At 68.1% G+C, this 17,660-nt stretch carries 15 protein-coding genes; 12 read left to right on the top strand and 3 right to left on the bottom strand.

All coding sequences use genetic code 11. From position 1 onward, the window contains the following. The first annotated feature begins 25 nt into the window (after positions 1-25). Complete coding sequence (locus NA11_RS38395; protein WP_069167008.1) at positions 26-526, top strand: CGNR zinc finger domain-containing protein; 501 nt, start codon at positions 26-28, stop codon at positions 524-526. Positions 527-530: 4 nt separating this feature from the next. Here NA11_RS38395 and NA11_RS38390 read toward each other — a convergent pair whose 3' ends face one another. Beyond that, a complete protein-coding gene (locus NA11_RS38390) occupies positions 531-1,907 on the bottom strand; it encodes a DUF2252 domain-containing protein (RefSeq protein WP_069167007.1) in 1,377 nt (458 codons plus the stop codon). Positions 1,908-2,108: 201 nt separating this feature from the next. On the opposite strand from NA11_RS38390, the gene NA11_RS38385 reads away from it, so the two are divergent. From NA11_RS38385 to NA11_RS38360, 6 genes are all read left to right on the top strand, one after another. Beyond that, positions 2,109-3,464 carry a flavin monoamine oxidase family protein gene (locus tag NA11_RS38385; protein ID WP_069167029.1) on the top strand — a complete coding sequence of 452 codons (1,356 nt, stop codon included), beginning with the start codon at positions 2,109-2,111 and terminating at the stop codon, positions 3,462-3,464. Between the two features lie 363 nt (positions 3,465-3,827). Next, on the top strand, positions 3,828-4,166 hold the full coding sequence (locus tag NA11_RS38380; RefSeq protein ID WP_245746516.1) for a hypothetical protein: 339 nt from the start codon (positions 3,828-3,830) through the stop codon (positions 4,164-4,166). A gap of 124 nt (positions 4,167-4,290) precedes the next feature. Continuing rightward, the gene (locus NA11_RS38375; protein WP_069167005.1) at positions 4,291-8,871 is read left to right on the top strand and encodes an MnhB domain-containing protein; all 4,581 of its coding nucleotides are present in this window, start codon (positions 4,291-4,293) and stop codon (positions 8,869-8,871) included. A gap of 65 nt (positions 8,872-8,936) precedes the next feature. Beyond that, positions 8,937-9,476, top strand: a complete 540-nt coding sequence (locus NA11_RS38370; protein ID WP_069167004.1) for a hypothetical protein — start codon at positions 8,937-8,939, stop codon at positions 9,474-9,476. Positions 9,477-9,519: 43 nt separating this feature from the next. Beyond that, a complete protein-coding gene (locus NA11_RS38365) occupies positions 9,520-9,801 on the top strand; it encodes a hypothetical protein (RefSeq protein ID WP_069167003.1) in 282 nt (93 codons plus the stop codon). Continuing rightward, a complete protein-coding gene (locus NA11_RS38360; RefSeq protein ID WP_141718081.1) occupies positions 9,794-10,390 on the top strand; it encodes a hypothetical protein in 597 nt (198 codons plus the stop codon). Before NA11_RS38365 ends, NA11_RS38360 begins: the two co-directional genes overlap by 8 nt. Before the next feature lie 252 nt (positions 10,391-10,642). Here NA11_RS38360 and NA11_RS38350 read toward each other — a convergent pair whose 3' ends face one another. After that, positions 10,643-11,818, bottom strand: coding sequence for an ROK family transcriptional regulator (locus tag NA11_RS38350; protein ID WP_069167000.1), 1,176 nt, complete (start codon positions 11,816-11,818; stop codon positions 10,643-10,645). 103 nt (positions 11,819-11,921) lie between these two features. On the opposite strand from NA11_RS38350, the gene NA11_RS38345 reads away from it, so the two are divergent. Together NA11_RS38345 and NA11_RS38340 are read left to right on the top strand one after the other, a co-directional pair. Beyond that, the gene (locus NA11_RS38345; RefSeq protein WP_069166999.1) at positions 11,922-13,004 is read left to right on the top strand and encodes a sugar ABC transporter substrate-binding protein; all 1,083 of its coding nucleotides are present in this window, start codon (positions 11,922-11,924) and stop codon (positions 13,002-13,004) included. After that, the gene (locus NA11_RS38340; protein ID WP_069166998.1) at positions 13,001-13,738 is read left to right on the top strand and encodes an ATP-binding cassette domain-containing protein; all 738 of its coding nucleotides are present in this window, start codon (positions 13,001-13,003) and stop codon (positions 13,736-13,738) included. The genes NA11_RS38345 and NA11_RS38340 overlap by 4 nt, the downstream gene beginning before the upstream one ends. On the opposite strand, the gene NA11_RS46025 is transcribed toward NA11_RS38340, so the two are convergent. Continuing rightward, positions 13,719-13,889, bottom strand: a complete 171-nt coding sequence (locus tag NA11_RS46025) for a hypothetical protein (protein ID WP_167837822.1) — start codon at positions 13,887-13,889, stop codon at positions 13,719-13,721. The two genes, NA11_RS38340 and NA11_RS46025, sit on opposite strands and share 20 nt — an antisense overlap. Here NA11_RS46025 and NA11_RS38335 point away from each other — a divergent pair. The 3 genes from NA11_RS38335 to NA11_RS38330 all read left to right on the top strand — a co-directional run bounded on the left by NA11_RS38335 (position 13,888) and on the right by NA11_RS38330 (position 17,014). Further along, positions 13,888-15,102 (top strand): sugar ABC transporter permease, encoded by a 1,215-nt coding sequence (locus tag NA11_RS38335; RefSeq protein ID WP_141718080.1) that lies wholly within the window; start codon positions 13,888-13,890, stop codon positions 15,100-15,102. The two genes, NA11_RS46025 and NA11_RS38335, sit on opposite strands and share 2 nt — an antisense overlap. Next, complete coding sequence (locus NA11_RS46020; protein ID WP_167837821.1) at positions 15,099-15,263, top strand: antitoxin VbhA family protein; 165 nt, start codon at positions 15,099-15,101, stop codon at positions 15,261-15,263. Before NA11_RS38335 ends, NA11_RS46020 begins: the two co-directional genes overlap by 4 nt. Positions 15,264-15,988: 725 nt before the next feature. After that, positions 15,989-17,014: a cation diffusion facilitator family transporter gene (locus NA11_RS38330; protein ID WP_141718084.1), complete on the top strand. Its 1,026-nt coding sequence runs from the start codon at positions 15,989-15,991 to the stop codon at positions 17,012-17,014. The last annotated feature ends 646 nt before the right edge of the window (positions 17,015-17,660 follow it).

Here is a 17,660-nt window from a genome sequence, read left to right as displayed (position 1 = left end):
AGGCCAAGCCTGGTGTAATGGCTTTATGCATTTCAACCCTTACGGCGGCGCGGCGGCGGAACTGGCTGCTCGGCTGGTCAACGCCGATCGGGACGCGGATCTCGTGGCGCTGCTCGCGGCCTCGGATTACAAACCTCTCGGCCCGGTATCCGACGCGCAAACTGTGGAGCTCCGGCGCTGGATCCGAAAACTCGACGCGATGTTCGACAACCCGACGGTCGCTCAGCTCAACGCGTTGCTCGCGAAAACCACGAGCAGGCCATACATTTCAGTACACGACGGACGTAACCCACACCTGCACTTCGCAGATGAAAGTGCACCTGTACATGAACGCGTCAAGGCCTACACCGCTGTCGGGCTCGCCACTTTGTTCTGTGACGACCCGAATCGCATCGGCCGCTGCGCCAGGGACGGGTGCGAGGACGTCTTCATCGACACCTCCCGTAACGGCAGACGCCGCTTCTGTTCGACGCGCTGCTCGAACCGGGTGCACGTGGCCGAGCACCGCTCCCGCCGCGCGAGTTGAAGGCTCAATACGCCTTCGCTGCCGCCACCACGCGTCCGGATTCGATTGCGGCAAGCAATGTTTCGTAGTCAGCGGCGGTCTGGTCGGCGTACGCGATCGCGAAATCGGCCATCGCACGGTCGAAGGTGTCGCTGGTGCCGAGGTAGGCCGCGATAGCCACGCGGTCGCCGGAGCGGGCGTGCGCGCGGGCGAGGGTGTGCCCGCAGAGTGCCGCATAGGCACGGAGATAGGAGCGCGACATCTCCTCGATCACTACGCCGCCCTTCATATCCCGGAGCTGGCGCCAGTAGTAGTGCAGACCATCCGCGCCCGTCCCCCAGCCGAGAAAGATATCGCTCGTGGCTTGGATCAGCCGCTGTCCGTGCACCACTCGGTGGCCTTGATTGCGGAACCTGCTCGCCGCGGTGTGCGGCGCGAGCACCGAATGCTCAGCCTGCTTCATCTGCAAGAACAGCGGGCTGCCGCTCGGCCGTCCAGCCAGCAGCGCGATGAAGCAGCGGGTGCCGACGCTGCCGACGCCGACCACCTTCACTGCCCAGTCGACCAGCTCGTACCGGTCGATCAGCACTCGGCGTTCCTCGGGCAGCGTGCCGCGGTAATCCGCGAACGCCTGCTGGATCACCTCGGAGTCGATCTGCCCGGTCGGGAACTGCTCGATCGGGATCAGCAGCGGCGGGCGGTGCCGGATGCGCGGGACACCATCGGCGTCCGGTTCGGTCAGTTTGGCGAGGGCGTGCAGGTGGGTGTGTGCCCGTGCGTCGGCGATGGTTCGCTCAACGTTCTTGCGGCGCTTGGGTTTCTGGATGGGCGCGATCATTTGGTCGGCGTCCACCTTCTCGTACCAGACCTCGAGCTCGCCGAGGCCTGCCAGCTGGTTCATCGCCTCCCGGTAGGCCGCGCCTGCGCCGGCGACGGCCACTTCGGCCTCGGCGTCCGGGTAGCCGTTGGACCGTGCGGCGACCGCGATGCTGGCCGCCAACCTTTTGACGTCCCATTCGAACGGGCCAGGCAGCGTCTCGTCGAAATCGTTGAGATCGAACACCAGCGTGCGCTCTGGCGAGGCGAAAAGGCCGAAGTTCGACAGGTGCGCATCACCGCACAATTGGACGGTGAGGCCGCTGTTCGGCGAGGCGGCGAGGTCGGCCGCCATGATCGCGGGCGCGCCCCGCAGAAACGGAAATTGTCCCGCCGCCATTCTGGCGTAGCGAATCGGGACCAGTTCGGGGACCCTGGTCGCGGCTTGGCGTTCGAGAACGGCGATCGGATCGCCACGATCGGCGGGCGATTCCCAGACGCCGAGCGTTCGCCGTCCGACCCGTTTCCTGGCCCGCCGTCCTCTTTCGGCTGAGCCCGGTTCAACGATCGCCAAGGTGTCCGCCATTGCGCCAGTTTGTCACTTCCGGGCAATTTGCGAGCAAATTCTCCGGAGTTTCGCGTCTTGACCGGGCCATCGTCCGGAGGAGCTGGCCGCCGGATCGATACCGCGACATCAGGTTCGGTGGTCGACGTCCGAACGGTTGCGCATCGGCCGAGGGTGATCAACAGTGGTGTGCAACGAACCCTGAGCGACGGGAGGGCCGGCATGGACCACGCTGACGTGGTTGTGGTCGGTGCCGGATATGCGGGGCTGTGCGCGGCACGCGCCTTGCGAGCGGCGGGCCGTACGGTCATCGTGCTGGAGGCGAGCGGGCGCGTCGGCGGCCGGGTGCGGTCCGATCGGCTCGCCGGTGATTGGGCCATTGATCTAGGCGGGCAATGGATCTCGGGCGGCCACACCGAGTTCGCCGCGCTCGCGGCGGCGTATGGCGCCGACACCTATGCTTCGCCGTCCGACGGCGCGAATCTCCTGGTCGAGGGCGCGGCCCGGCGGCCGTTCGCCGGAACGACACCGCCGCTGTCGCCACTCGTGCTGCTCGTGCTCGGGCAGGCCATGTGGCGGATCGAGCGGATGGCGGCCCGCATTGATCTGACGCGCCCGTGGGCGTCGCCCGGCGCCGATCGGCTCGACGCGATGACCGCGGCGACCTGGTTGCGCCGCAATCTGCCGGAGCGCAGGTCCAGGCACCTGGCCGAGGTGATGATCGGTGAGGAGTTGTGCGTCGACGTCGGCAGCGTCTCGATGCTCGCGCTGCTCACCACCATCAGGGGCACCGGCGGCGTCGAGGCGGGCGTGACGGCGGAAACGGTGACCCGGCTGTTCGTCGACGGCGCCGACGGACCGGCCCGTGCGATGGCCGCGGAGCTCGGTGATGCGCTGCGGCTCGAGTCCGCGGTGACGGCGATTCGCGAAGTGGCACAGGGTCTTTCGGTGGCGGGATCGTTCGGTGAGATTCGGGCCGGGCACGTGATCGTCGCGGTGCCGCCGACGCTGGCCGGGCGGATCTCCTACGACCCGCCGTTGCCTGCCGCCCGCGATCAGCTGACCCAGCGGATGCCGATGGGTTCGGTGCTGAAGGCCTTCGCCGTCTACGAGCGACCCTTCTGGCGCGACGACAAGCTCACCGGCCAGGCGCTGAATCTCTACGACCCGGTCCCGGTCACCTTCGACGCCACCCGTCCCGGCGGTCCTGGGTGTCTCGGGGTCCTCGTGCCTGGCCGTGCCGCCCATCGTTTGGCCGCGCTGCCTGCCGCGGAGCGCAGGGCCATGATCGTCGGCTCGCTCGTCCGCGCGTTCGGGCACGCAGCCCGCGAGCCGATCGATTGGCGCGAGCAGGTGTGGGCCGACGACCCCTACACCAGGGGTGGTTACGGCGCGTTCTTCCCGCCGGGGGTGCTGACGAGCATCGGGTCGGCGCTGCGGCAGCCGATCGGTGCGATCCACTGGGCGGGCAGCGAGACCGCAACGGAGTGGTCGGGGTACATCGAGGGCGCGATCCGGTCCGGTCAGCGGACCGCCGAGGAAGTCATCGCGGCACAGCAGGCCGCCACCGTTGCCTAGCTAATCGATGCGGGTGTTCGTGGCGCCGGTCACTTTCTGCCGCTGACCGAGAATGGCGCACGATGACCGGAGAATGGCGTAGCAAACAGTTGCGCGGTCTGTAGCGTCCGCAGACACAAGAGATAGAGGCATCGACGGGTGCGGACTTCATAGCTCTGACCGGCCATCTTCATGAACTGGTCATTCGCCCAATTTGGGCGTCGAATCATAGACTGGTTGCTGGGTCGAGTACAGAGGCGTTAACGCTTCATTTATGCGCTACACCGTGTCTAAAGAAAAAACTGCCATTCAACCTGGCGAAATGACCGATAGTGATCTCCGTTATGTTGACTGTCATTCTGCTTGGCGCGAACCATGGACCCCATGGCACATCTAGCAAACGTTCAGCAAAGGGTGCGGCTCACGTCGAGTCGTGCCCTGACGGCCGTGCTGCTGATGCTGTGCACAGTGCTGGCAGGCGGACTGCTTGTCGGACCGGGCAACGCTGCCGCGGACCCCGCCCTTTCCGGATGCACGACCGATACCTCTGTTACCAATCAACTAACGCTCACATGTGAACCCGGCGCGGGCGACGGCGCACACGCTTTCATCCGCTGCCGCGACATTCTCGGCATGCCACACACCCACATCGGCCCGACCATCGGTCGCGATGGCGGCGGTTCGACCGCGGTGTGTGCACTGGCCGAAAACGGTCCGGTCTAGATCCGGACGCCGGACTTCCCCGGGCATGCCCTTCCGCGCCGAGAGCCTTCACATCCCAGCAGGGCCAAGCGCGCGTCCTAACCAGAACGTCCTACCGGGCGGGTGTATGGAGAGGCTTGAGCTAATGCGCGTAGTCACGAAGGAACAAACCAGAGAAACCAAGGCGGCAGGCCGCCATCGCAAAGAGGTTGTACGCAATCGTCGCGGCCTGTACGCCGCAGCCACCTTCGCCTCGATGGCGACCGCCATGATCGGCGCAGGCAACGCCTCCGCCGACTTCGAACTTCCGGCACCGCCGAGCGACCTGAACGGTCTACTGTCCGGCGCAGGCGACGTGGCCGGACAGCTGCTCGATCCGGCGCAGCAGGACGCGATCGACGGCGCGCTCAACAACGCCGCGGGCGCGGCCAACCAGTACACGCCCTTCGGCGACGAGGTGAACTCGGCGATCGACACCTTCCGTGGCGCGGACGCACCGCCTGCCCCGTGGTTCGGCGGGCAGGGCGGACCGGCCGTGACGAACGCGGCGGGCCAGGCCGCTGCCCCCTCGCCGCTCGCCGACCTCGCGGCGAACGTCGCGCAGATCAACGGCTCCGGCATCCAGCTCGACAAGCTGGCCACCTGGGCGGACACGACGTTCCCCGACGGCCCGCTGCGTGGCCCGGTCAACGACCTACTGAACTTCGTCGAGCAGGCCACCCAACTCGCCGGCACCCGCCGCGACGCGGGCGCACCGGCCATCGACGACCTCATCGATCAGGCGCGGACGCTGTTCGGTTTCCCCAAGGACGGACCGGACCCGGCCAAGGCGCTGCGGGACATGCTCACCGAACCCGCTGCCGGACACCAGGATTCGGTGGCACAGCTGCCGCCCGGCCTGCTCGCGCTCGCGGCGCCGGTGGTCGGCCTGTTCGCGCCGCAGCTTGCGGGCAACGCGGGGGCGCTCGCGTTCCTCGCGCCGCTGCTCGCCCTCGCGTCGAACCCGGCCGCCGCCATCGGCGCGGTCTTCACCCAGATCCGGGAATCGGTGCGGGCGATGATCTCCGACGCCCGCCACCCCACCGCGATCGGCCTGCTCGCCATTCCGGTGGTCGCGGTGCTCGCGGTGGTGCCGCTGCTGTTCGTCGGTGGGCTCGGCGTCGCGGCGGTGCTCGCGCTCGGCGCGGTGGTTCTCGGCGCAATCCTGTTCGCGCCCTTGGTACTCGGCGCGCTCGTGATCGGCGGGCTGGCGCTCGCGGTGCTGGCGATCCCGGTGCTGATCGTGCTCGCGCTGATCGCGATTCCGGTGCTGCTCATCGCGATTCCGGTCGTGCTGATCGCGCTCGCGGTGCTGGCGCCGGTCGTCGTCATCGGCCTGATCGCCGCGATCGCGGTGGCCGCTGTCGGTGGTATCGCCCTTGCCGTCGCGGTGCTGGCTGGTGGACTGGTGCTCGGCGTCGTCGGATTCGTCGTGCTGACCGTTGCGGCCCTGCTTGCCACGGTGTTCGTGCCGTTCCTCGGCCTGATCGTCGCGCCGGTGCTCTTCACGGGCGCGCTGGCCTTCGGCGTTGTCGCGCTGATCGCCACCGCGGCCGCCTTCTTCGGCGTGCTCGGTGTCGCCGGACTGGTCACCGCCGGGCTGATCGTCGGCGCGGGGCTGCTGTCGCTGCTCACTCCGCTCGGGCTCGTCCTGGTGCCGATCGTGCTCGCGCTCGCGGTGGTGGCCGCTGTGCTGTTCGGTGCGGTCGGCCTCGCGGGTGGCGTGCTCCTCGCGGTGGTCGCCCTCGCCGGGCTCCTCGTGCTCTCGGTCGTCTCTGGCGTTGCCGTGATCGCACTGTTCGCGCTGGCGTTGGTGGCCACCGCGATTCAGCTCGTCGCAGCCGCCGTGTTCTGGGGCGGACTTGCCGCGGGCGCCATCGTCTTCGCCGCCTTCGCGGCGGTCGGTGTCGCCCTCGCAGTGGTCGGCGGGCTGCTCGCCACCGCGGCGCTGGTGATCGGCATTCCGATCCTCGGCCCGCTGTTGGCGCCGCTGCTGTTCATCGGCCTGGTCGCGATTCCAGTGGCGCTGGGGCTGACGGTCCTGTTCGGCGGCTTCGCGCTGGCCGCGTTCTCGGTGTTCGCCCTGACCGGCACGGTCCTGCTCGCGATCGCGGGCCTGGTCGGCGCCGCACTGGTGGCCTCGCTGTTCCTGATGGTCACCATGCCGTACGCGATCCCGCTGATTCTGCTCGGCGCCCTTGCCTTCTCGATCATCGCCGGGGCTGCGTTGATGGTGGTCGCCGCGGCGTTCGTGGTGGTCACCTGGCTCGGCGGCGGCGCCATCGTGCTCGGCCTGCTCGCGCTCGGCCTTGCCGCCGTCGCCACTGTGTTCGCGGGCGGGCTGGTGATCTCCGCGCTGTCGTTCGTCATGCTCGCGCTCGCCGCGCTGGCGCTGATCGTGATCAACCCGCCGCTCGCGCTCATCGCGCTGCCGCTGATCTTCGGTGGGCTGCTGCTGAGCGTGCTCGGCACCATCGGCGTTGTCGCCGTGGTGAGCACGCTGCTCGCCGGCTTCGTCGGGGCGATCGGCCTCGGCCTGGTGGCCGCGTGGGTGTTCTTCGGGGTGCTGGCGCTCGGTGTCTTCGTCGCCGTGTCCGCGGTGTTCCCGCCGTTGCTGTTGGTCACCGTGCCGCTCGCGGCGGCGGCCTTCGGGATCATGGCGGTGCTCGCGCTGGCGACCATCGGGGTCGGCGGCCTCGGCCTCGGCGCGATCGTGCTCGCGGGCTGGGTGATCGCCGCAGCGCTCGCCCTGGTCGCGGTGGTCGCGACGGCGGCGGTGGCCGTGGTCGGGTTCGTGCTCGCCGCGGTGCTGACACTGCCGTTCCTGGTCTTCGGACCGTTCGCGGTGGTGGTCTCGACCGCGCTCGCACCGGTCATCGCGCTGGCATTGCTCGCGGTGTGGTCGCCGGTGCTGGTGGCCGGTTTGGTGGTCGCGGCACTCGGCGTCGGCGTCAGCCTGATCGGTCTGTTCGCCTTGCCCGCGCTCGCGGCGGTGATCGGCGTTGCGCTTGCCGTGGTGACCGGTGCACTCGCGGTGACGCTGTTCGCGGCAAGCCTGTTGCTCGACTTCGCCGCTCTCGGCGTGGTTGCGTTGGTGCTCGCACCGCTGGTCGCGTTGGCCGGGCTCGGTGCGCTGGCGTTGCTTGCGTTGCCGGTGCTCGCGCTGCTGGCGGTGCCGGTGCTTGCGCTGGCCGGGCTCGGTGCGCTTGCGCTGGTGGCACTTCCGGTGCTGGCCGTTGCCGCCGTGGTCGCGTTGCCGGTGCTCGCTCTCGGTGCGCTCGCGGTGGCCGTGCTTGCGTTGCCGGTGCTTGCGCTGCTCGCTCTCGTCGTGGTGCCGCTGCTGGCGTTGGCCGCGCTGGGTGCGCTCGCCGTCCTCGCAGTCCTCGCCGCACCGGTGGTGGCTGTCGGCGCGGTGATCCTGCTCGGTGCGCTGGCGATCGGCATTCCGGTGGCGTTCCTGGCGATCGTGCCGCTGCTGCTCCTCGCCGCCGTCGGTGCGCTTGCGCTGCTTGCGCTTCCGGTGCTGCTGATCGGCGGGGCGTTGACCGCGGCCGTCGGTGTTCCGTTGGCGGTGCTCGGTGCGCTCGCGTTGCTCGCGCTGCCGGTGGTGTTGATCGGCGGTGCGCTGGCCGGGCTCGCTGCACTGATCGGTGTGCCGTTGGCCGCCGTGGGTGCGCTTGCGCTGCTTGCCCTTCCGGTCCTGGTGATCGGCGGCATCGCGGCGGCGGCGGTCGGTGCGCTCGCCCTCGGCGCACTGGCGGTGCTCGCGTTGCCGGTGCTGGTCGTCGGCGCGCTCGCCCTTGCGGCGGTGGGACTCCCGGTCCTGCTGGTCGGTGGCGGTCTTGCCTTGGCGGCCGCGGCGTTCGTCGCGGTGAAGCTGCTGATCTGCCTGCCGCTGACGCTGGGTGCGCTTGCGCTGCTTGCCCTTCCGGTCTTGCTGGTGGGCGGTGCGCTTGCGCTCGGTGCGCTCGCCGTGGCAGGCCTGGTCGGCGGTGCGCTGGCACTGGGCGCGCTGGCCGTCGGCGCCTTGGCCGTGGTGGGTGCGCTTGCGCTGCTTGCCCTTCCGGTGCTGCTCGCCGGTGGTGCGTTGGCCGCGCTGGTCGGTCTGCCGCTGGCGGCGCTCGGCCTGTTCGCGCTGATCGAGATCCCGAAGCTGCTGCTCGGCGGTGCCATCGCCGCCGCGGCCGCAGCGGCGCTGGCCGCAGTGCTCGCCGTCGTCCTGCCCGCGCTCGCCATCGCGCTGCCGTTCGCCGCGGTCGGTGCGATCGCGCTGGCGCTCTCGCCACTGGCCGCACTCGCCGCACTGATCGGCACACCGCTCGCCGTGGTGGGCGCGGCCGCGCTTGCGGCACTCGCCCTCGCGATCGCGGTGCTGCTGACCCCAGGCGCCCGCGTCGGCATCATCTCCGGCATTCGCGCCGCGCTGGATCGCAACGGTCCGCTCGGTGGCGTCGGCGGCGGCGCCGCGACGACCGGAACGCAGTTCCTCGACGACATTCCCGACGATCCGAGCCTCGAGCAGCTGGCCGCCTCACTGCAGCAACTGCTCGCCCCGCTGCCGAGCCAGCAGGCGTCCGCGCCGCAGCCGGTCGCGTACTCGGAGCTGCCCTACACCGGAAAGGGGGCCACCGACGCGGTGACGCACGACCGAACACCGCAGCTGGTCAGCGTTTCCTTTGACCACTGAGCTTTGACGAATCCTGAACTGCTCCAAGTCATTCCACTTGATACACCGAACACGAGGAGATCGACATGACCCACGCGATGGAGACACTGCACCTGGAGTACCTCTACGGCCCGCAGTGGCAGGACGTGGTCCGCATCATCGAGCGGTCCGCCCAGCTGACCGCCGAGGAGAAGGACAAGCTCAAGGCCGCCGCGTCGAAGCTGGCCCAGGACAAGGTCACGGCCATGTCGAACGGCGCAGGCTTCGGCGCCGGGCTGGAGGGCGGTCTCGCCGGACTGCTCGCCGGACTCGGCCAGGGCATGAACTCGCAGGCCGCCGCGGCGCAGCCGATGAACATCGCGGCCGCCACCGCCAAGGCGTTCGGCCGCTCGCGCAACATCCAGGTCGCGGGCATGATCGCCGGCCACGCCACCGCGCCGAGCGCTGCCGCCGCCCCCGGCGATCTGACCAGCCTGTTCGAGTCGCTCGGCTCGATCGGCGCGGTCACGGTTGTCGGCCAGGCGGTCACCGCCGCGGTGCTCAGCGACCTGGTCGGCCAGGGTGAGTTCACCCAGGCCGTCTACGACGAGCTGATGCAGCCGTGGAGCAGCAACATCATCGGCTGACGCCGGTTACCGAAGATCCAGGACCACCGAAAGGGTTGGCAGCATGTTCGATTCGCGCACTATCGGCTCCGGCGTAGGCTCCGCTGACGCGCTCGGTGGTCTGCTCGACGTCCGGTCGGCGCCCGTCGCGTTCGGTTACTACGAAAGCAACGAGGTGGCCACCGCCGCGGGCGTCGCATGGAATACCCGGTCCCGCACCGCCCCGATCGGGTGGTGGAACCGGCATCGGCAGATCCAGGCAGGGGTGGGCATGGCGGTCGTGCTGACGCTCGTCTTCCTGCCTGCCGTGCAGAACGCGATCCTCACGGTGCTGACTCATGGGTAACCCACGAGGTCAGCGGACGGCACGCCGAGGGAAGACCTCCCTCGGCGTGACCTCCCTCGCGCTCCTGTTCCTGCTCGGCGCCGCGCTGCTCGGCGCGTGTTCGAGCGAGGGATCCGCCGACGCGGACCGCAACAGCCCGCCCGACCCGGCGACCGCGGATTGCACCAGCGGCGGGCAAGCCGTCGCCAGTCTGCGCGAGACGTTCCGGCAGCTGTCCGAACAGCTCGACGGGCTAGGCCCCGCCGCCCAGCGCGGCGATATCGCCGAAGTGAAATCTCGTGCGTCCCAGGGGATGGCGCTGTCGAATCAGGTCGCGGCGACCATCAATCCGGTGGCCGACAAGATGGATTCGAAGCTCATCGGCGGCGCTTACCGCGATGTCGCCGCCGCGGGCGGCCAACTCAACACCGCGCTGGCGGACTTCAACACCGCCATCGACAACAACAGCCCGGCCCAACCGGTCGCTGACGCCGTGAGCGCGGCGCTGACCTCGCTCAACGGGTCCATGGAGCGGATGAAGCGGGCCTGCCCCGTCGTCTTCGCAGAGCCGAAGGGGCCCGCATACGGGCCACCGCTCACCGCCCGTTGACGACCGCCGTCAGCCGACGCACGCAGAATCAACAGGCGTGCGTCGGCTGCTCGCGTAAGTGCCGCCCCCGCTGAGGCCGATCGGTGGGGAGTCGGCTGTCCGCCCGAATCAGGCTCCCGTTGAACGCGACCGGCGCCAGCCGATTGACCGCGCGAATCAGACTCCCGTTGAATGCGACCGGCGCGAGCCGACCGATCGCTTGAATCAGACTCCCGCTGAACACGACCGGCGCCAGCCGGCTGACCGCTTGAATCAGACTCCCGCTGAACGCCTTTCGAAGAGTCGATCGCGGGCGACCGACAACGCGCGCGACACCGCGCCGGTGAGCACACCGTCGTCGCCGAGCGTGCTGGCGACGATGCGCGGCCGCAGCGGACCGAGCTCCGCCATCCGCCGCGCGATGGCCGACCCGAGCAGCTCCAGGTTGTTGCCGATGCCGCCGGAAAGCACGACGAGTTCGGGATCGAGGATCGCGGCGACCGCGGTGACGAGCGCGCCGATCCTGCGGCCCTCCGCCTCCACGACGGCCATGGCGCGCGGATCGCCTGCGGCCGCTGCGGCGAAGATCTCCTTCGCGGAGGCTGCGGGCAGTCCGATTTGCTCGGCCGTGCGCGCGACTCCGCCTGCGGCGGCGACGGTTTCGGTCATGCCGCGTTCGCGGGCATCGAGCGGGGGAGCGTCGACCTCGGTGGCGGGCAGGAACGACACCTCGCCCGCCGCGCCGCTGTTGCCGACGTAGAGTTCGCCGTTGATCACGATGCCCATGCCGACGCCGGTGCCGATCGAGATGAGCACGAAGTTGCGCAGTCCGGCTCCTGCGCCGAAGGTCAGTTCGCCGACGGCGGCGAGGTTGATGTCGTTCTCGATCGTCGATTCGACGCCGAGTGCGTCGCGCAGCTGGCCGACCAGTCCGGCGCGGCCCCAGCCCGGCAGATTCTGGGCGTAGTCCAACCGGCCGGTGTCGGCATTGAGCACGCCCGGGCTTCCGATCACCGCGTAATGTACTGCGGTCCAATCGATTCCAGCCGAGTCGGCCACCTCGTCGGCCAGTGTGCGCACCCGCCGCACCAGATCGGGGGCCGAACGCGCGGTGTTGCGCACGTCGCGGCGGGCGATGAACTCGCCGCGCAGGTCGGCCACGGCGAGTCGGATCCAGTGCCTGCCGATGTCGATGCCTGCCACCACGCCCGCGCGCACGTTGACGTCGTATAGCGCGGTGGTCGGGCCGGGCCTGCCGCTCAGCGAGCCGACGAGTTGCACGAGCCCCGCCTGTTCCAAACCCGAAAGTGCCGCTGACACGGTAGGTTTCGAGAGCCCGCTGGCTTTGGCCAGCTCGCCACGCGATGCCGGTCCGCTGACGCGCAGGTAGTCGAGGAGCAGCCGCTCGTTCATCGTCCGAAGGAGCTGGGGATTGCCGACCCTACTCATCAATCCTCCTGCTCGTACCACTGGACACGTCGTTGTTAGTAAACTACCTTTCTTACCAACGCTCAACCGGGCGCTCTCGCTCTCCTCTCGGCACGGTGACCTCATGCGTCGTATTCAGCTCTTCAGCGCGGCGACGGCCGCACTCGTCCTGGTGGCAGGCTGTAGCTCCGGCGACAGCGCGAACGATGCGAAGTCGGGTGGCGACAACCCGACGATCGCACTCCTGCTCCCGGAATCCAAGACAACTCGTTACGAAGCCTTCGATCGTCCGCTGTTCGAGGCGAAAGTCAAGCAACTCTGCGACAAGTGCAGGGTGCTCTACTTCAATGCCGATCAGGATGCGGCAAAACAGCAGGGCCAGTTCGAATCCGCGCTCACCCAGGGCGCCGACGTCATCGTCTTCGACGCGGTCAACGCGGATGCCGTTGCGCCGCAAGTGAACACGGCGCGGCAGAAGAAGATCCCGGTCATCGCCTACGACCGGCTGATCTCCGGCATCGACTACGACTACTACGTGTCGTTCGACAACGTGAAGGTCGGCAAGGTGCAGGGCCAGGCACTGCTCGAGGAGCTGTACAAGCGCGGCACCGCGGAGAAGGGGCAGGTCGTGGTGATCAACGGCTCGCCGACCGACCCGAGCGCGGGCGACTACAAGAAGGGCGCGCACGAGGCGCTCGACGGCAAGGTGAAGGTCGGGCGCGAATTCGACACTCCCGACTGGTCGCCGGACAAGGCGCAGCAGCAGATGGAACAGGCCATCACCGCGCTCGGCAAGGACGCGATCGTCGGCGTCTACTCCGCCAACGACGGCATGGCCGGCGGCGCGATCGCCGCGTTGAAGCGGGCGGGCTACGCGACGCTGCCGCCGCTGACCGGCCAGGACGCGGAACTCGCAGGCGTGCAACGGATTCTGACCGGCGAGCAGACCATGACCATCTACCTCGACTACCGTGCGCAGGCGGAGAAGGCGGCCGAGCTCGCCGTGGCGCTCACCAGGGGCGAGAAGCCGACGGCGCCGGCGCGCACCGACAACGGTGTCGCCGACATCCCGTCGTATCTGCTCGAGGCCATCGCGGTCGGCAAGAACAACATCAAGGACACCATCATCAAGGACGGCCTCTACTCGGTCGCCGATATCTGCACGCCGGACGTGGCGGCGGCGTGCCAAGCCGCAGGCATCAAATGACGGCTACCACAACGGTTCTCGCGGCGAAGGGGCTGACCAAACGGTACGGCGCGGTGCAGGCGCTTGCCGGTGCCGACCTCGAGGTGCGCGCAGGCGAGGTGGTCGCGCTGGTCGGCGACAACGGTGCGGGCAAATCGACACTGGTGAAGGCGATTTCGGGAGTGACCGTCGCCGACGAGGGCGAGATCGTCTTCGCGGGCGAGCAAGTGCGGATCGCCCGCCCGCAGGACGCGCAAGCGCTCGGCATCACCACGGTGTTCCAGGACCTCGCGCTGTGCGACAACCTCGATGTCGTCGCGAACCTGCATCTCGGCGCCGAGAACACGATTCTGAGCGTGCTCGACGAGATCGAGATGGAGCGTAGCGCGCGCGACCTGCTCGCCTCGCTCGACGTACGGATCAAGGATGTGCGCGCGCCGGTGTCCGCGCTCTCCGGCGGGCAGCGGCAGTCGGTCGCCATTGCCAGGGCGCTGCTCGGGCGGCCGCGGATGGTGATTCTCGACGAACCGACGGCCGCGCTCGGCGTCGAACAGACCGCTCAGGTGCTTGCCTTGATCGGCAGGTTGCGTGAGCGAGGTCTTGCGGTGCTACTGATTTCGCACAATCTGGTCGATGTTCGTTCGGTGAGTGATCGCGTGGTTGTGCTGCGCCTCGGTCGCAATGCAGGCGAGTTCGAGACCGCAAAAGCGACTCAAGAAGATATCGTGGCAGCGATTACAGGAGCGGCCGCATGACAAAGCGCAGCGAACCAACCATGTCGCAGATGGCATCGGACATCACCGGAGAGTGCGCGACGAGGTGCGGCGATGAGAGAGCGTAGCGAATCGATTCATGTCCCAGCGTGCGCCGCAGCAGGCCGAATCGACCGTGGCGAGGTGCCGTCATGAGTGACATTGTGGTGAAAAGACCTATCTGGCAAGCGAATCAGGCACGCGGACTGGTCGATGCCGGGCTGGACCGGCTGCGCCGCGGCGAGGTCGGCTCGGTGCCGGTCGCGATCGGGCTCGTCATCATCGCGGTGGTGTTCTATCGGCTCAACGCGCACTTCCTCTCGGCGGAGAACCTCACCAACCTGGCACTGCAGATGGCCGCGACCGGAACCATCGCGCTCGGCATCGTGCTGGTGCTGCTGCTCGGGGAAATAGACCTTTCGGCCGGCTCGGTCAGCGGTCTGACGGCCGTGGTGATGACGCTGCTCTATGTGCGGCACGGGTGGAACACCGTGTTCGCGGTGCTCGCCGCCATTGCTGTCGGCGCCGCGATCGGTCTGCTGCACGGGCTCATGCGGACGATGCTGAGCATGCCGTCGTTCGTGGTGACGCTGGCCGGGCTGATCGGCTGGCAGGGGCTGATGCTGTATCTGCTCGGCAAGGAAGGCACGGTCAACCTGCCGTTCGATCGGGGCATCGCCACCATCAGCGACACCTGGCTGCCTGCCGTGCTCGGCTGGTTGCTCGTGGCGCTGCTGGCCGGCGGTCACCTCGCCGCGAGCTTGGTCACCCGGCATCAACGGGTGGGTGCGGGGCTCGATGCCTCGACGCCGGTGTGGATCGTGGTGCGCTCGGGGAGCCTGGCCGCGCTGCTCGGCGGTGTCGTGCTGGTGCTGAACACCGATCGCGGAGTGCCGCTGACCCTGGTGATCTTCGGTGGTCTTGTACTCGTCGTCGGCCTGATCCTGCGCCGAACGGTCTTCGGGCGCCGCATCTATGCGGTCGGCGGCAATGCGGAAGCGGCGCGGCGGGCAGGCATCAACGTCACCGGGATTCGTATCGCCGCGTTCGTCGGCTGCTCGGCGCTGGCCACCCTCGGCGGCATCCTGGCCGCGTCCCGGTTGGTCGCGGTGAACCAGAGCTCCGGCGGCAGCGACATCCTCCTCAACGCCATCGCCGCCGCGGTGATCGGCGGGACAAGCCTCTTCGGCGGCCGTGGCCGCGCCTATGCGGCCCTGCTCGGCATCCTGGTCATCCAGTCCATCACCAACGGCATGCTGCTGCTCAACGTCGACTCGTCGGTCCGATTCATGGTGACCGGCGCCGTCCTCGCCATCTCCGTCGCCATCGATTCGGTGGCCCGGCGAGGCGCCGAAGGTGCGCGATGAGTGACCGCGGACGTGGACGACTACACGCATTCGCCACGGTGCGACTAGAGGGGTTCGCACCGAACGCCGCCGCAGCCGCAGTAGTCGAGCAGTGGGCCCGCGGCGAGCTGAGCACCGCGCAGATGCGCGAACTGGTCCGGCGCGTCCACGACAACCCGTGAGGTTGTATCCGTAATGGCCTCGGGTATCTGACCTGCGGCACTAGTGATGGTCATGCGGCATCGCGCGATAGATCGGTGCGCTCCTCGGCTGGTCGAACACGCCTGATGCACGCTTACGGTTCAGCCACCTAACCAACGTGTGGGCGTCTCGTAGTCGGCGCACCTGGGGGCTGTTTGCCGGACCTGCTCAGTGGCTGGGGTGCTTGCCCGCGCCTGGAGATCTCGGCGTCGTCGGTTCACCTGCACATCCAGGGCTGCTGGCTGAACGCGTCTTCCGGCGGGCGGGCGCCTGTGGTTCGGGCATCGGACTGATGTGCGGGGTGTCTCGTGGTCGGTGCGTCGGTGCGTCGGTGCGTCGGTGCGTCGGGGGGCTATTGGCTGGACCTGCCTAGTGGCTAGTGTTTGCCCGCGGTCTGGACATCTGATGGTTGGTCCGTCGGCGCATTCCAGGGCTGCTGGCTGAACGCGTCTGATAGCCGGTGCATGCCTGTGGTTTGGGCATCGGACCGACGTACAGGCGTCTCGTGGTCGGGCCAATCGGCGCGTTTTGGGCTATTGGCTGAGCGCACCTCCTGGCCGGTGGACGCCCGCGGCTTGGACGCGCCCGGTTGTGGGCTGTGATTCAGGTCATCCGGGGTAGCGGGTTGCGGGCGGCATAGGGTGGGCTAAGGTGGGTACGATTGATGCAGACATGCGCATACATGGCGGTGATGAAAGCGGGCGGCATGGGACACGAACACGAGCACGGACATGGGCACGGCAATGGGCACGCGCACTCGCATGGTGTGTCCGGTGACGCCGACCGCAGGTGGCTGACGCTCGCGCTTGGGCTGATCGTCAGCTTCATGACGGTCGAGGTCGTGATCGGCCTGTTGGCGAATTCGCTTGCGCTGCTCTCCGATGCCGCGCACATGCTCACCGACGCGGCCTCGATCGTGCTGGCGCTCACCGCGATTCGGCTGGCCGCTCGGCCCGCCCGCGGCAAATACACCTACGGCTTCAAGCGGGCCGAGATCCTGTCCGCCCAGGCCAACGGCATCACGCTGCTGGTGCTCGCAGGCTGGCTGACCTATGAGGCGATCCGCCGCCTGCTGTCCCCGCCCGAGGTGACCGGTGGGCTCGTGGTGATCACCGCGCTCGTCGGCATCGTGGTGAACGTGGCCGCGGCCTGGTCGATCAGCAAGGCGAACCGGACCAGCCTGAACGTCGAGGGTGCATTCCAGCACGTCCTCAACGACCTGTACGGCTTCATCGCCACCGCCGTTGCAGGCATCGTCGTGCTGCTCACCGGATTCGCCCGCGCCGACGCCATCGCCACCCTGGTGGTCGTCGCGCTGATGGTGAAGGCAGGCCTCGGCCTGGTCTCCGAATCCGGCCGCATATTCCTGGAGGCGGCGCCCGCAGGCGTCGACCCGGACGCGCTCGGCAGGCGACTTGTCGAAATGCCCGGCATCGACGAGGTGCACGACCTGCACGTCTGGCAGATCACCTCCGGCAACGTTGCGCTGTCCGCCCATGTCCTGGTCCAGCCGGGCGCCGACTGCCACGGCCTGCGTCAACAAATCGAGCGGTTGCTCGACCACGACTACGAAATCACCCACACCACTTTGCAAGTCGACCACAGTCAGCCGGTCACCAACGCGGTCACCTCGGCCGCCGACCGCCTACTCCCGGTGCTGGAGGAACACTGCGACGACTCGCATGGTCCGGTCCATCGCGAACGTCCAGGATCGACTACGCGGACAACGTGATCGGTCGCCTGCTCCCCGGGACGGAGGGGAAGGGATGGCTTCGACGGGTTCGGCCCGGGGCAGATGATCAGTGAATTCGATTCGGGCGCAAGGTTTACTGGCCCACATTGGCCTGAGTGAATTGGTTGCCGTGCTTCGTTGACGTGAGAGAAGTGGCGCGTGGCCCGAACCGCCACCGAGCGGTAGTCGAATGGTTGCCGAGGCTCGTTGGCGTGAGAGAAATGGTTGCTGAACCTGATTGGCGTGAGTGAAGTGGTGGCGACGCGTCTCGCGACACGCACCATTTCTCTCACGCCAACTTTCTCAAGATCGCTTCGAAGGGATCTTTGGACCGGACTCACACCCGATGACCCGACTGGAACACCCAACCCTCGTAGCGCCTGGCCCGAACCGCCATCGAGCGGTAGTCGAGTGGTTGCTGACGTCCATTGACCGGAGAGAAATGGTTGCTGACCCATTGACGGGAGAGAAATGGTTGCTCACCGCAGTTGAGCGGAGTCTTATGGTTGCAACACGCCGCGCGACACGCACCACTTCTCTCCGCTCAACTTCCTCAAGATCACTTCCCCGAAAGATCTTTGAACCGGACCACAGCCAAGTGAGCCGGCTGGGACGAGAGAACGCGCTCCTGACTGCGGAGGTCAGC

This window comes from Nocardia altamirensis NBRC 108246 (genome assembly GCF_001612685.1).
Lineage (GTDB): Bacteria > Actinomycetota > Actinomycetes > Mycobacteriales > Mycobacteriaceae > Nocardia > Nocardia altamirensis.
The sequence above is the reverse complement of the archived record's forward strand: the minus strand, read 5'-3'. Positions and strand labels throughout refer to the sequence as shown.

What these genes read in the sequence shown, in the direction of transcription:
- NA11_RS46025 (WP_167837822.1), bottom strand. Translation starts at nt 13,889, where the DNA reads ATGACGGCACCTCGCCACGGTCGATTCGGCCTGCTGCGGCGCACGCTG.
- NA11_RS38335 (WP_141718080.1), top strand. Translation starts at nt 13,888, where the DNA reads ATGAGTGACATTGTGGTGAAAAGACCTATCTGGCAAGCGAATCAGGCA.
- NA11_RS38385 (WP_069167029.1), top strand. Translation starts at nt 2,109, where the DNA reads ATGGACCACGCTGACGTGGTTGTGGTCGGTGCCGGATATGCGGGGCTG.
- NA11_RS46020 (WP_167837821.1), top strand. Translation starts at nt 15,099, where the DNA reads ATGAGTGACCGCGGACGTGGACGACTACACGCATTCGCCACGGTGCGA.
- NA11_RS38395 (WP_069167008.1), top strand. Translation starts at nt 26, where the DNA reads ATGCATTTCAACCCTTACGGCGGCGCGGCGGCGGAACTGGCTGCTCGG.
- NA11_RS38370 (WP_069167004.1), top strand. Translation starts at nt 8,937, where the DNA reads ATGACCCACGCGATGGAGACACTGCACCTGGAGTACCTCTACGGCCCG.
- NA11_RS38345 (WP_069166999.1), top strand. Translation starts at nt 11,922, where the DNA reads ATGCGTCGTATTCAGCTCTTCAGCGCGGCGACGGCCGCACTCGTCCTG.
- NA11_RS38380 (WP_245746516.1), top strand. Translation starts at nt 3,828, where the DNA reads ATGGCACATCTAGCAAACGTTCAGCAAAGGGTGCGGCTCACGTCGAGT.
- NA11_RS38390 (WP_069167007.1), bottom strand. Translation starts at nt 1,907, where the DNA reads ATGGCGGACACCTTGGCGATCGTTGAACCGGGCTCAGCCGAAAGAGGA.
- NA11_RS38350 (WP_069167000.1), bottom strand. Translation starts at nt 11,818, where the DNA reads ATGAGTAGGGTCGGCAATCCCCAGCTCCTTCGGACGATGAACGAGCGG.
- NA11_RS38330 (WP_141718084.1), top strand. Translation starts at nt 15,989, where the DNA reads ATGGGACACGAACACGAGCACGGACATGGGCACGGCAATGGGCACGCG.
- NA11_RS38365 (WP_069167003.1), top strand. Translation starts at nt 9,520, where the DNA reads ATGTTCGATTCGCGCACTATCGGCTCCGGCGTAGGCTCCGCTGACGCG.
- NA11_RS38375 (WP_069167005.1), top strand. Translation starts at nt 4,291, where the DNA reads ATGCGCGTAGTCACGAAGGAACAAACCAGAGAAACCAAGGCGGCAGGC.
- NA11_RS38340 (WP_069166998.1), top strand. Translation starts at nt 13,001, where the DNA reads ATGACGGCTACCACAACGGTTCTCGCGGCGAAGGGGCTGACCAAACGG.
- NA11_RS38360 (WP_141718081.1), top strand. Translation starts at nt 9,794, where the DNA reads ATGGGTAACCCACGAGGTCAGCGGACGGCACGCCGAGGGAAGACCTCC.